Annotated in this window: 11 protein-coding genes, 2 tRNA genes and 3 pseudogenes; all 16 read right to left on the reverse strand. The window is 40.3% G+C overall.

Features of this window, described 5'->3' with window-relative positions; all coding sequences use genetic code 11:
- A pseudogene (locus FGQ53_RS09635) lies at positions 1–196 on the reverse strand (IS5/IS1182 family transposase); the annotation flags it as partial.
- 373 nt (positions 197–569) lie between these two features.
- Positions 570–1,982 (reverse strand): Fe-S cluster assembly protein SufB, encoded by a 1,413-nt coding sequence (gene sufB / locus FGQ53_RS09640; protein WP_138338251.1) that lies wholly within the window; start codon positions 1,980–1,982, stop codon positions 570–572.
- 57 nt (positions 1,983–2,039) lie between these two features.
- Positions 2,040–2,480 carry a Fe-S cluster assembly sulfur transfer protein SufU gene (gene sufU / locus FGQ53_RS09645; protein ID WP_138338254.1) on the reverse strand — a complete coding sequence of 147 codons (441 nt, stop codon included), beginning with the start codon at positions 2,478–2,480 and terminating at the stop codon, positions 2,040–2,042.
- Positions 2,467–3,693: a cysteine desulfurase gene (locus FGQ53_RS09650; RefSeq protein ID WP_138338257.1), complete on the reverse strand. Its 1,227-nt coding sequence runs from the start codon at positions 3,691–3,693 to the stop codon at positions 2,467–2,469. Before FGQ53_RS09650 ends, sufU begins: the two co-directional genes overlap by 14 nt.
- 10 nt (positions 3,694–3,703) lie before the next feature.
- Positions 3,704–4,966, reverse strand: a complete 1,263-nt coding sequence (gene sufD / locus FGQ53_RS09655) for a Fe-S cluster assembly protein SufD (protein WP_138338261.1) — start codon at positions 4,964–4,966, stop codon at positions 3,704–3,706.
- Positions 4,967–4,993: 27 nt separating this feature from the next.
- Entirely contained in the window at positions 4,994–5,764 is a 771-nt protein-coding gene (gene sufC, locus FGQ53_RS09660; RefSeq protein WP_000114489.1) for a Fe-S cluster assembly ATPase SufC, read from the reverse strand.
- Between the two features lie 150 nt (positions 5,765–5,914).
- Entirely contained in the window at positions 5,915–6,109 is a 195-nt protein-coding gene (locus tag FGQ53_RS09665) for a DUF3272 domain-containing protein (RefSeq protein WP_049551575.1), read from the reverse strand.
- 27 nt (positions 6,110–6,136) lie between these two features.
- On the reverse strand, positions 6,137–7,792 hold the full coding sequence (dnaX, locus tag FGQ53_RS09670) for a DNA polymerase III subunit gamma/tau (RefSeq protein ID WP_138338264.1): 1,656 nt from the start codon (positions 7,790–7,792) through the stop codon (positions 6,137–6,139).
- Positions 7,792–8,289 carry a GAF domain-containing protein gene (locus FGQ53_RS09675; RefSeq protein ID WP_138338267.1) on the reverse strand — a complete coding sequence of 166 codons (498 nt, stop codon included), beginning with the start codon at positions 8,287–8,289 and terminating at the stop codon, positions 7,792–7,794. The genes dnaX and FGQ53_RS09675 overlap by 1 nt, the downstream gene beginning before the upstream one ends.
- Positions 8,290–8,371: 82 nt before the next feature.
- Positions 8,372–9,574 carry a 30S ribosomal protein S1 gene (gene rpsA / locus FGQ53_RS09680; RefSeq protein WP_033584854.1) on the reverse strand — a complete coding sequence of 401 codons (1,203 nt, stop codon included), beginning with the start codon at positions 9,572–9,574 and terminating at the stop codon, positions 8,372–8,374.
- A 160-nt stretch (positions 9,575–9,734) separates the two neighbouring features.
- A tRNA-Gln gene (locus tag FGQ53_RS09685) sits at positions 9,735–9,806 on the reverse strand.
- 9 nt (positions 9,807–9,815) lie between these two features.
- Positions 9,816–9,896 (reverse strand) — tRNA-Tyr (locus FGQ53_RS09690).
- Positions 9,897–9,945: 49 nt separating this feature from the next.
- Positions 9,946–10,176 (reverse strand): DUF2969 domain-containing protein, encoded by a 231-nt coding sequence (locus FGQ53_RS09695; protein ID WP_000037113.1) that lies wholly within the window; start codon positions 10,174–10,176, stop codon positions 9,946–9,948.
- Positions 10,177–10,311: 135 nt separating this feature from the next.
- Positions 10,312–11,385 (reverse strand): annotated as a pseudogene (locus FGQ53_RS09700) (thiol-activated cytolysin family protein); the annotation flags it as partial.
- Positions 11,386–11,457: 72 nt separating this feature from the next.
- Positions 11,458–11,553, reverse strand: a pseudogene (locus FGQ53_RS12225) (YSIRK-type signal peptide-containing protein); the annotation flags it as partial.
- 449 nt (positions 11,554–12,002) lie between these two features.
- Positions 12,003–13,073 (reverse strand): Rib/alpha-like domain-containing protein (locus FGQ53_RS09705; RefSeq protein ID WP_138338274.1); only part of this gene is annotated, 1,071 nt, incomplete at its 5' end.

The following is a 13,073-nucleotide window of genomic DNA, read 5'->3' on the forward strand; positions in this document are numbered from 1 at the left end:
AGCGTAAGTAGCGCAAGGTCATGATAAGTTGGTCTTCCATACTTAGACGGCGTGGGCGTCCTCCTTTTCGGTGTTGCGCTTGATAAGCGTCAGTGAGACAATCAAGCATCAGTTGAAACGTCGCTTTTTTAACACCTATCAACAATTTGAAATTCTCTGAGTTTAATTTTAAAGCTTTTTCGTATGTTGTTTCCATAGCTTTAGTATACCACTTTTGAGTTACCGAACAAGTCTATTGTCTTACTTCGTCCTCACAAAAATATATAGTATATTGAATCTGGAATAGTACGTTATAACTGTTAAAATATTTCTAGAAATTAATTTTACTTTCCTAATCGATTTGTTCACATCTTGTTTCAATCTACTATATCAAAAATCAAAAGCGCTTAGTTCAAACTCCATTTCATGAGAGAATGCAAAAAATCTTCCCACAATAAAACGCATAATATCAAGTTTTTTGGGCTCCTGATATCATGCGTTTTCTGTTCTTAAAATATTTTTTCTCAGTCTCTTTTTGTTACAAATTCATTTTCAAAGTCCTTGATTTTGAGTAAATCTAAAATCAAATTTTATCCGACTGACCCTTCCATCTCATAACTAATCAAGCGGTTCAGCTCAACTGCATATTCCATTGGAAGTTCTTTTGTGAAGGGTTCTACAAATCCCATAACGATCATCTCAGTTGCCTCAGATTCTGACAAACCACGGCTCATGAGGTAATAGAGTTGTTCTTCTGAAATCTTAGAAACCTTAGCTTCGTGCTCCAATGCAACTTGCGAGTTGTGGATTTCATTAAATGGAATGGTATCTGATGCTGACAAGTCATCCATGATAATGGTATCACACTCGATGTGAGAAACAGATTTCTTAGAGTTTTTGTTAAAGGTTACTTGTCCACGGTAATCAACCTTTCCTCCGCCTTTAGCGATGGATTTAGACACGATAGAGGAGCTTGTGTGTGGAGCGTTGTGGATCATCTTAGCACCCGTGTCTTGGTGTTGCCCTACATTGGCAAAGGCAATAGAAAGCATCGTACCACGCGCACCTTCTCCATCTAGGTAAACAGATGGGTATTTCATGGTTGTTTTAGCACCCAAGTTACCATCAATCCACTCAACAGTCGCATCTTTCAAAGCTTTGGCACGTTTTGTTACCAAGTTATAGACGTTGTCAGACCAGTTTTGAATAGTTGTATAACGCATATAAGCTCCGTCCAAGGCAAAGATTTCTACAATGGCAGCGTGCAAGCTGTTGCTAGAATAAGTTGGTGCTGTACATCCTTCTACGTAGTGGACGCTTGCTCCCTCATCAACGATAATCAAGGTACGTTCGAACTGACCTGTATTTTCGTTGTTGATACGGAAGTAGGTTTGAAGTGGAATATCTACCTTGACACTTTTTGGCACGTAGATAAAGGTTCCACCCGACCATACTGCAGAGTTAAGGGCCGCCAACTTGTTATCAGTCGGTGGTACCAACTTGGCAAAGTATTGTTTAAACAAGTCTGGGTATTCCTTGAGTGCGGAATCTGTATCTGTAAAGATAATCCCCAATTTCTGGAACTCTTCCTTCATGTTGTGGTAAACCACTTCTGACTCGTACTGGGCAGAGGCTCCTGCTAGATAAGCATGTTCAGCTTCTGGAATCCCAATACGTTCAAAGGTTTCTTTGATTTTTTCAGGAACTTCATCCCAAGAACGGGCAGGTTTAGCAGATGGTTTTTGGTAGTAGATTAAGTCATCAAAGTCAATCTCTGACAAATCTGCTCCCCAGGTTTGCATGGGCATTTTTTTGAAGGTTTCATAAGACTTCAAACGAAATTCTAACATCCACTCAGGTTCTCCCTTAGCAGCTGATAATTCGCGAATGACTTCTTCGTTCAATCCTTTTCCTGTCGATAGGACAGGCTCTACATCGTCATGGAAACCAAATTTATATTCACCAAGATCAATTGGTTTTGGTTCTACTCTTTCTTCAGCCATAATATCCTTTCTTTCATTCTTCATTTCTACTGATTCATAAGACAAAAGAAACTTGTCTTACTGTTTTTCTTGATTTTCAATCGTTTTTTTAAGGGCATTCCAAGCCAAGGTTGCACACTTAATCCGTTGCGGGAATTTGGCAACACCTGATAAGAAGGCTGCATCGCCAAGTTGGTCTTGTCGGTCATCTTTTTGCCCTTGAACCATTTCAGAAAAGATGGTTGCAAGTTCTAGAATTTCTTGTTTGGTCTTCCCTAAAACAGCATCTGTCATCATACTAGCAGAGGCAGTTGAAATGGTACAGCCTGAGTTTAGAAAAGCAATATCTTCCAAACGGTCCTCTGCGTCAAACTTAACAGAGAGATTGATCACATCCCCACAGGTCGGATTGTTGAGACTGATTTGCTCAGCATCTTCCAACTTCCCTTGGTGATGGGGATTTTTCGAATGATCTGCTACCACTGCCATATAAAGGCTATCTAGTTTAGAAAGTGCCATTGAAAAACTCCTTTGTCTTTTGTAGGGCATCGACTAGTTTGTCACAATCCGCCTTAGTATTGTAGATATAAAAACTTGCACGAGCTGTTGCTGGTACATCCAAATACTGGAGCAAGGGTTGCGCACAGTGGTGACCCGCACGAACAGCCACTCCTTCATAATCCAAAGCTGTTGCAAGATCGTGAGGATGAAGATCACCTAGGTTAAAGGAAATAACGCCTGAACGTTTAGCCAAATCCTGCGAACCGTAAATGGTCAATCCTTCAATGGCCTGCAGTTTTGGACAGACGTATGCAACCAATTCCTGTTCATGAGCTTCAATTGTATCCATACCAATCTTTTCCAGATAATCCACTGCTGCTGCAAGTCCAATAGCACCTGCCATGTTGGGCGTTCCAGCCTCAAATTTCCAAGGCAATTCCTTCCAACTAGCAGATTGCTCATAGACGAAATCAATCATCTCACCACCAAATTCTACTGGTGACATTTGTTCCAGATACTTCTCTTTTCCGTACAGGATACCGATACCAGTCGGACCAGCCATCTTGTGACCCGAAAAGGCAAAGAAGTCCACATCCAAGTCCTGGACATCAATCTTCATATGAGGCGTAGACTGAGCACCATCCACCACCATGATAGCTCCAACTTGGTGAGCTAATTGGCTGATTTCTTTGATAGGATTGACCACACCAAGAACATTTGAGGCGTGAGCTAGAGAGACAAACTTGACTTTATCAGTCAATTTAACTCGCAAGTCATCCATATCCAAGGCACCGTTCTTGAGATAAACATAGACAAGCTCTGCTCCAGTCTTTCGACAAGCTTCCTGCCATGGAATGATATTGGAATGGTGTTCCATGACAGAAATCAAAACTTGATCTCCCTCAGTCAGGATTTCCTCAGCGAAGCGTGCCACCCAGTTAAGGCTGGTTGTCGTTCCTCTGGTAAAGAGAACTTCCTTTGTAGAGCCTGCATTGATAAACTTACGAATGGTTTCACGAGCAGCTTCATAGGAAGCTGTCGCACGCTCTGCCAAAGTATGAACCCCACGGTGAACATTGGCATTGTCCTGCTTATAGTAGCGGTTGATTGTTTCCAGTACTGCTAGTGGTTTTTGTGTCGTCGCGGCATTGTCCAGATAGACCAGAGGTTCATCATTAACAATCTGGTCTAAAATTGGAAAATCCTTGCGAATCGCTTCTACATCTAACATAGGCTTCCCCTTAGCGTTTTGACAATTTTTCTTCGATAGTTGCAATCATTTCATCACGAACTTCTTTGACTGGAATCTCAACGATAACAGATCCAAGGAACCCACGAACAACCAAACGCTCAGCAGTTGCCTTATCCAAGCCACGGCTCATGAGATAGTACATGTCTTCTGGATCCACCTGACCGATAGAGGCCGCATGACCTGCAGTTACGTCATTTTCGTCAATCAAAAGAATTGGGTTAGCATCTGAACGAGCCTGGTCTGAAAGCATGAGAACACGGCTTTCTTGTTGCGCATCCGCTCCCTTAGCGCCCTTGATGATGTGACCGATACCATTGAAGGTCAAAGTTGCTTTTTCAAGGATAACCCCATGTTGGAGGATATTTCCGATAGAATTGCATCCGTAGTTAGTCACTCGCGTATCAATCCCTTGTACCTGACAACCACTTGAAAGAGCTACGGCTTTAAGGTCAGCATGGCTACCATTTCCAATCAAGTCGCTATCAAAGTCCGCAACGATATTTCCTTCGTTCATGACACCAATTGCCCAGTCAATGCTGGCATCGTTGCCCAACTTACCACGACGGCTAATGTAGGCAGTCACATTTTCACCTAAGCGGTCAATAGCCGCAAACTTCACTTGCGCACCAGAACGAGCAATCACTTCGACTGTGATATTGGCAGTTGCTTTTGCACTACCACCCCCTCGTGACTCTAGACGTTCAAGATAGCTTATTTTAGAGTTTTTACCAGCAATGATAAGGATATGCTTGTTAAATGGCACATCGCTATCGCTGTCTTGGTAGAAAATCCCTTCGATTGGTTCTGTAATCTCAACATTATCAGGGATGTAGAGAACAGCACCACTATTGAAATACGCTGTATGGTAGGCTGCCAACTTGTCGTCATCATACTTAACTGATGACATGAAGAATTCCTCAATAAGCTCTGGAATTTCTTCTAAAGCTGAGTGAAAGTCTGTAAAGATAACACCTTGTTCAGCTAACTCAACTGGAGTTTGCTCAAAAACAGTTTGAGTTCCAACTTGCACCAACTTCAAGTGATTATCTAAAGCTGTGAAGTCTGGAACATTTGCTGAAGGCTCACTTTCTGTGATGGTTCCATCCCCCAGATTCCAACGGTGAAATTTGACACGCTCAATGACTGGTAATTCCAAACTTTCAATCTTATCAAAAGCTTTTTGACGGAGGTCTGACAACCAGCTTGGTTCAGCGTGCGTTTCTGAAAAAAGTTTAATAGTTTCTTTAGTCATTTACTTCTCCTAAAAGATACGAGGGAATTACAATTCTTCCTTGTAGTCGTAGCCAAGTTCTTCAGCTAGTTTTGCGTATCCTTCACGCTCTAAACGTGCAGCCAATTCTGGACCACCAGAAAGGACAACACGACCTTCCATCATGACGTGTACCACGTCTGGTGTGATGTAGTTCAAAAGACGTTGGTAGTGAGTGATAATCATAGCACCAAAGCCTTCACCACGCATAGCATTCACACCTTTAGAAACAACTTTAAGAGCGTCAATATCAAGACCAGAGTCAATCTCATCCAAAAGGGCAAAAGTTGGTTCCAACATCAAAAGTTGAAGAATCTCATTACGTTTTTTCTCACCACCAGAGAAACCTTCGTTGAGGTAACGCTCAGCCATTTCTTCTTTCATGTTGAGTAATTCCATCTTCTCATCCAATTTAGTGATAAACTCACGAACTGAAATCTTCTCATCGTCTTCTTTACCAGCATTCATAGCTGCACGAAGAAACTCAGCATTGGTAATTCCAGGAATTTCTGATGGGTATTGCATAGCAAGGAAAAGTCCCATACGCGCACGCTCGTCCACTTCTAACTCAAGGATGTTTACGCCATCAAACAAGACTTCACCTTTGGTAACTTCATAGTTTGGATTTCCCATGATAGCGGCAGAAAGAGTTGATTTACCAGTACCATTTGGTCCCATGATAGCAGCGATTTCTCCTGTTTTCAGGGTCAGATTAACCCCTTTTAAAATTTCTTTTCCTTCAATCTCGACGTGAAGATCTTTGATCTCTAATACTGACATGATAATTCCTTTCTTTTTCAAGGCCTTTACAGTTCTTACTGGAAACATACTTGATTTCCTTAGAAAATACGGTAAAAGGGCAATAAATATACTTTTATAGTATAACAAAAAAAAGCCTAAAAGGCTTTGATTTTGTCTAGAAGCTGAGGACTAGTCTTTTCCTTTTAAATGTTGGTCAATGACATCTACAATCTTGCCCATCAAGTAACTAACTCGAAAATTTCTAAAGAGCAAAATAGCCCAAAAAACTGCCATAATATAGCGACCAGTCATCCAGGCTTCATTGAAAAAATAGGTCTCAGCAGCTGTAAACAGCGCGATAATAATAAATTGTTGTCTATTCATAAACTTATTGTATCATGAAATCTTTCTTTAGTCTTCCTCTACCTTCACTTTATCAGCCAAAAATTCAAATCCTTCTGGGATCAGACTTTCTTCTGCTTCTTTTTCAGTTTGAGAAGATTTGGCTTTGGCTGAAAAGGCTGCGCGAACTTCTTTCCATTCCTCCATGGAAATGGCTAAAATCTCAGGTGAAAAACCGGCTGCCTGACTGAGGATATTTCCAAACATGGTGTTGAGATTGTCTCGTTTCATGGTTTGACCAGCATTGAAGTTAGACTCAAAAGCAAGAATGGCATGGTGTTCATTGGCGGCAACCGGTTGAGAACCAACCAGCAGAGCCTTGTCCGGCCCACCAAGACTTTCAATCACCTCTCCCCAGGCATTCTGTAATCGAATCAGGTTTTGACGTGCTAAATCAGGACTTTCAACGGCCTCTTGTAAGATAGATTGGACTTTATTGCGATCCACACGATAGACGGTCTTGCCTGCTGCCGGACGACTAGGAGCTGGATTTGTTGGCTTAGGTATAGTTCCTACATTTGCGAGTTCTTGCTTAAGACGCGCAACTTCCTGTCTCAGCGTAGCAATTTCATTTTCAACCGCACCTGAAAGAGCTGGTTCAGTCTTAATCTCTGCCAAGCGAATAGTCATCATCTCAGCATAAATCTTGGGCTGCGAACTAGACTTAATATCTGCTAAACTGACTGTCGCCAATCGAATCATTTTAAACAGATTTTCTTGAGGAAGAGCTAAATTTTCTACAAAGACTGGACTATGATGAGTGTTTTCTCCCCCTGTTTGAACAATTAACAAATCTCTTAAATAGTGCAAAAGGTCGGTCACAAAACGAGTCATACTCTTACCATTGTCAAAAAGAAGATTTAAACAAGACAAGGCCTTGGTAACATCCTGTTGAGATAAGGCAGCCACATAATCATCCAAGGCTGATAGGCTAATGGTCCCAGTAATTTCTTCAGAGATGGCAGTCGTCAGCTCGTTTCCCTGTGTCAAACTCAGGGCTTGATCCAAAATAGACAAGGCGTCCCGCATCCCACCTTCAGCTCGTCTAGCAATGATTTCCACAGCCTCTGGTTCAGAACTGATATTTTCCTTTTCTAAAATATAGTGGATATGTTCCTTAATATCCTGTGTCTTAATTGATTTAAACTCAAAACGTTGGACACGGGATAGAATAGTGGCAGGAATCTTGTGCAATTCAGTAGTGGCCAAAATAAAGACCACATTCTGTGTTGGTTCTTCCAGCGTCTTTAAGAGAGCATTAAAAGCCCCTGTAGACAGCATGTGAACCTCGTCTATGATATAAACCTTATAACGGGCAAGACTAGGAGCATAGGTAGATTTATCACGAATTTCACGGATTTCATCTACCCCATTATTAGAGGCCGCATCCATTTCAATGACATCTTCTAAACTACCGTCCGTCACTGCTTGACAGATATAGCAGTTATTACATGGTTCACCACCCACTTGATTGGGACAGTTCATAGCTTTTGCAAAGATCTTAGCCACACTTGTTTTTCCCGTTCCACGAGGACCAGAAAAAAGATAAGCATGACTTATTTTCTCTTGCTCCACTGCTTGTTTAAGAGTCTTAGCCACAACTTCTTGACCAACCAACTGAGAGAAGTTTTGACTTCTATATTTTCGATAAAGTGCTTGATACATTAGGCTTTCTCCCCAAACATTGTAAAGTCCCATTCTGTCTTCTCAAGCAAAATAGCGACAAATTGTTCCAAGTAATCGCGGTCAATGGCATTATAATCATCGATAAGAGATGAGTCCAAGTCTAAGACACCTAGCAATCGACCATTCTTGAGCATGGGAACTACGATTTCACTCTTGGCCTTACTATCGCAAGAAATGTAGTTTGGATAGGTGCTCACGTCCCCTACTAAAACAGTCTCTTGAAACTCAGCAGCTTCTCCACATACGCCTTTCCCAAGCGGAATACGAATACAAGAAACACCACCCTGAAAAGGACCTAAAATCAACTCACTACCATCAAACAGATAAAAACCTGCAAATACAGTATTTGGAAAGCGAGATTTTAGGAGGGCGCTAGCATTCGAAAGATTGACAAGAACATTGCTCTCACCCTCTAGTAAATAAGAGAGTTCCTCATTCAACAATTGATAACGTGATTGTTTTTCTGAATCTAACATGAAACTATTATATCAAAAATGAGAAAGAGACAAAAGAAAAATCCCTTGTTTTAAACAAAGGATTTTGCGATTATCAATTTGATTAAAGTTCAATATCACCGAACAAGTCAGCCATTGAGAATCCTGTTTGTGTTTCTGGAAGTTCAAAATCACGTTTTTCTTGACGTTTTGGACGACGTGGACGAGCAGCACGTTTTTCTTCTTTTTGTCCTTCTTCTTGAGCTGGACGTTCTTCAAGAGCTTTGATAGAAAGCGATACACGTTCTGCATCAGCGTTAACATCAAGGACTTTAACAGTAACTTCTTGACCAACAGTAAGAGCTTCTTTTGGATTTTCGATACGTTTGTGTGAAATTTGTGATACGTGAACAAGTCCATCGATACCTGGCAATACTTCAACAAATGCACCGAAGTCAGTCAAACGTTTAACTGTTCCTTCTACTACATCACCTTTAGCCAATTTTTGCTCAACGCCATCCCATGGTCCAGGTGTTGTTGCTTTAAGTGAAAGTGACACACGTCCTTCTTCTTCGTTAAGATCAAGGATTTTCACTTCAATTTCTTCACCAACAGTTACAACTGATTTTGGTGATACGTTACGTTCATGTGACAATTCAGTCAAGTGAACCAATCCGTCAACACCACCGAGATCGATGAAAGCACCGAAGCTAGTGATACGAGCAACTTTACCAGTTACTACATCACCAACAGCTAATTTACTGAATACTTCAGCACGAGCTGCTGCAGTAGCTGCTTCAACAACTTCACGACGTGAAAGGATGAAGCGATTTTCTTTAGGATCAACTTCTTTGATTTTAGCATCAAATTCTTGACCTACGAAACGCTCAGTGTTACGTACGAAACGAGTATCCAACATTGAAGCTGGGATGAATCCACGAACACCTTCAAATTCTACTGAAAGTCCACCTTTAACGGCACGAGTTCCTTTAACAGTAACAACTTCTTCTTCGCGTCCTACAAGTTTGTCCCATGCTTTGCGAGCTTCAAGGCGTTTTTTAGATACAAGGTATGTAACTGTATCAGTATCTTTACCAACTACTTGACGAAGTACAAGAACATCCAATACTTCTCCTACTTTCACAAAGTCATTGATATCTGCATCGCGATCGTTTGTCAATTCGCGAAGAGTCAAGACACCTTCAACACCAGTCCCAGAGATTGCAACATTAGCTTGAGTCGCATCAACTGTCAATACTTCAGCACTAACAACATCACCAGGCTCAACTTGGCTAACGCTATTTAGCAAATCTTCAAATTCGTTCATCTAAAAAATCCTCCAACAATCAAGTCTTTCCAAACTTGACATACTTATAATTTTTTTCCTAAGCACCCGCAAAGACATGTTCACATCGTTCACGCCTTTCAATTATAAAAATAAAATACCCTAAGATATTTTGCTTTTTATCTTGATTATTACCTAAGAACTGGGGTAGCTGGATTCGAACCAACGCATGAGGGAGTCAAAGTCCCTTGCCTTACCGCTTGGCTATACCCCACTGATGAAATGGAGAGAGAGGGATTCGAACCCCCGAACCCGAAGGAGCGGATTTACAGTCCGCCGCGTTTAGCCTCTTCGTTATCTCTCCTACAACCAACATGAACTATTATATCATGAAAATTTCAAAAAAACAAGACTTATTTTGCTAAATTATAATTTTCAATCAAAATTTCCACAGCTTTTTCCAATTTTTTATAAAAACTATCGACATTCCCATTCTTTATGATGGCAAATTGTCCGTCTAATTCGGCAATTTCTCCGATAACTTTTTTACCAATGGTCAACGTATAACCTTCAAAACTGTCTTTTCCTACATTAACTTTAGCATCTGCTACTTGAATTTCAATTTTTTTATCTTTCTTGCTCATTTCATACCTCTCTTAACTTTCTCTATTTTACAAGAAAATCCCAAAACTAGCAAGAAAAAACTCCATTTCAGCCATTACAACTGCTATGGAGTTTCACTTTAACTAATTATTTATGTATCTTTGCAAATTAACCTCTTAGTTATTCTCTATCTCCTCTGTATATTTCGGTCTGATAGTTGTTCCATAATTAGTAATTGTTCGTTTTTGAACGAGTGGCAGCTCTGTACGGTAATATACAGTACGCCACGGTTCCCATGCAAGTCCTGTTTTCTCTTGGATTTTCACACGAAGATTACGAACATTTCCTCTAAACTGAAGTTCTGTTTGGAAGTCAGAAGTCCTATTTTTACCGTTATCTTCCCATTCGCGAGAACGGATACTTTCGATACCATCTTCATCGTAGGTTACTTCATCCCAATAAATATAATACCGTGCAACGTACCCTCCTTTATGATGCAAGTTAAGGTATCCATTCTTATAAGAGGTCACCTTCGTTTCAATATAATCTGTACTACTTTGAATTGTTGCAACTTGATTATCTCTTAAAAAGGCTGTTTTATAAAAAACTGGTACTGCTGGATTTTGTGTGCTGAAATTTGCCCCCTCCTGAATTAGTTTTTTAAGGTCCTCAGGTGTTCCAGTCACCACACGTGCAGCACCATCTGCATTTCCTCCAACAATAGCAGCTGGAACTGAAGTGTTTTTCAAGACACGAGCCCATTCAGATTCTAGATTGATTGGCACGCCTTTAATTACAGCATTGATAGCAGCTGTAAGTTCTGTACTTGTACTTGTAGTCTCAAATTTGACATACATTTGACGTCCGTAAGATACACTTGAAACATAAACTGGAGGAGTTTGATTATCTAGACCACGATCTTGCAAATCTTTTACTATGACATCGTCACCAAAAACATCTGAAGGATTTTTAGGTGCATCAAAGTTTGCAGTATAGTAAACTTGTTTGAAATCCACTACCTCAATTTGCTTTTCACCTTTTTGTGCAGCTTCAAAGTCAATTTTTAAATTAGCTCCTACTTTTTCAAAATCACTTCCAAACTTCGCTTTTAGTTGATTCATGCTATAAGCTGAAGTAGATTCGTAGTGCATACGAGCAGGTGCAGGATTATTTGCTGCATACTTTTCATTCCAACGATTTACTAATGTATTGATTCCTTCTTGCATACCGCTAACCGTTGGTTCTGCATCTGTTTTTAGATTACTACTTGAAACTGTCGTTTCTGTCGCCTTTACTGTGTTAGCTTCAATAACAGCTCCTGCACTTAACAAAAATGCTACAATAACTACGCTACACACACCAACTCTATGCTTCCGAATAGAATACCGAAATCCTTTTTCTTGATTGTTTTGAATCATACAAAAACTCCTATTTATTATTTCATCTCTTGAATGCGCTTTCTATAGATATCGTTATATTTTCATATTATAACTGATTATGCAATCGTTTTCTGTGAATGTTTTCTCATTAATCATTTATTTTTAAACACAACAAATCATTTTGTCTATTTTTGTGGTGCTCATAAGAAAAAGTAGACAAAAGCATTTAGAGTATCCACGTATATTTATGTTATTTAAAAAGAAAATTCATTTTATTAATCATCTCTTACAAGAAATTTACAATTAATTTGAAGAAGCTATTTTTCCACCCTAAATAAAAAGAAAGGACGAAATTTGTCCTTTCTCGATCTTAGCTTTTCATCAACCCACTACAGTTGACAATGAGCCACAAAGAGCCAGCTACAATGCTGGCCCTTTTTAGCTTATTCCTTTAGCAATCTACTTTCCTTAAGTATTCGCTATCACACTTAGTCATTCGCATCATCTTCATGCTTCTTACGTGCTACTCCATACAATGTCCCCGCACCTACAACTGCAGCCATAGCCGCAACTGTAAAGAATGGATTAACAGTCGAACCTGTATTAGGTAATGTTTTCGTAGCTGAATTTATTTGATTTCCTGTAACATCGTCACCATTAGAATGATTGCCGTCCGTAGCTTTTTTCTCTACGTGAATTGTTACAGTTACTTCATCTTTAGAACCGTCTGGGTAAGTCACAATCACCTTCGCATCTTTATCGCCTGGCGTTGTAGTATCTACCGGACTTTCAAATTCAAATTTCGTTCCTTTTGGTAGGTCTGGAATATTTGCAATTGAATCTTCAGCTTTTGGTGTTTCACCTGTTTTGACTGTTTGATCCTTACCTTTTGGTTCGTTGCTATCCGCTTGGGTCGGAGTCTTCGTGACATGAACCTTCACTGGAACTTCATCTTTAGATCCGTCTGGGTAAGTCACAATCACCTTCGCATCTTTATCGCCTGGCGTTGTGGTATCAACCGGTGTTTCGTACTCAAACTTAGTTCCTTTTGGCAATTTTGGAACGTTATCAATGGAATCTTCCGCTTTTGGTGTTTCACCTGTTTTGACTGTTTGATCCTTACCTTTTGGTTCATGAGTGTCTGCGTCCGTCGGCTTCTCTTTTACGGTCACTTTCACTGGAACTTCATCTGTCGTTCCATCCGGGTAAGTAACTGTTACTTTACCTTCGATAACATCACCTGTTTTCTTATCCGCTGGAATCTTGACTGTAACTTTACCTGTCTCTTTATCAACCGTAATTCCTGTTCCTGATGGAGTAGTGAATGTCGTACCTGTTGGAATCGTCTTACCTTCTTTTTCTTTCACCGGAACTTCCACAGTGTCACCTGGCTTACCTGCTGCAGATGGATACTCTGGTTGGTAGTTCTCGTTATCTGGTGTCTTCTTCGGTGTAACTGTCACCTTCACTGGAACTTCATCTTTAGATCCGTCTGGGTAAGTCACAATCACCTTCGCATCTTTATCGCCTGGCGTTTTGGTATCAACCGGTGTTTCGTA

Origin of the sequence: Streptococcus mitis (assembly GCF_005844455.1) — a bacterium.
Classification (GTDB): Bacteria; Bacillota; Bacilli; order Lactobacillales; family Streptococcaceae; genus Streptococcus; species Streptococcus mitis_BF.